Raw genomic sequence first — 762 nt, forward strand, 5'->3', positions numbered from 1 at the left:
GAGTTCTTGCTTATTCCCATATTCAAACAGACGCACCATTTTAGTCCATTCCCTAATCTTTTGTGCAAATGACTGTATCTTGTCGGGGTCAGGGTAAAACGTGACTTTGTATTCCTTATCATGCTTACCACTTCGCCATTTATCAAAAACAAATCCAAGGAATTTAAAGCTCTCTCCTTTATGGAATGCTACTTGACGTGTCTTAGATTCGCTAAGTTTTAGACCTCGCTTTTCCAAAAGGTTCGGTAGTATTTCCATTACCCTTTCCAAGTAATCGTTATTTTCACACACGATAACAAAGTCATCAGCATATTGCATAAATCCTACTGACGGGGCATGTTCCCTGCGTTTATTCTTAATATTACAGACAAAAGCATAATAGGGTTTAAGGTTCTTATCAGTTGGTTTCCTTGTCGATATTAGGTGGTCATAGAGCTCAAAATCAATTCCCCATAATCCGATATTGCATAGTAACGGGCTTATCACTCCGCCTTGCGGTGTACCTGCTTCCGTTTCATGTAATACCCCTTTATCAATATAACCGCATTTAAACCATTGATTGATTGCTCTTAGGATGTTACTGCTCGTACCTTTCATCTTATCCAGTATGTACTGGTGGTTCAGGTTATCAAAACATCCTTCAATGTCGGCATCTAAGACCATGACTTCTCCTTTGCGGAGTTTCAGATTATGCCATACCGCCATGCAGGCATCAATGGTGCTTCGTCCAGGTCTGAACCCATAGGTATTCTCGCTGAATTT

At 40.3% G+C, this 762-nt stretch carries 1 protein-coding gene; it reads right to left on the reverse strand.

From position 1 onward, the window contains the following. Positions 1 to 762 (reverse strand): reverse transcriptase domain-containing protein (locus RB618_RS23680; RefSeq protein ID WP_308071093.1); only part of this gene is annotated, 762 nt, incomplete at both ends.

The sequence above is a fragment of the Flavobacterium sp. LHD-85 genome, assembly GCF_030929595.1.
GTDB lineage: Bacteria > Bacteroidota > Bacteroidia > Flavobacteriales > Flavobacteriaceae > Flavobacterium.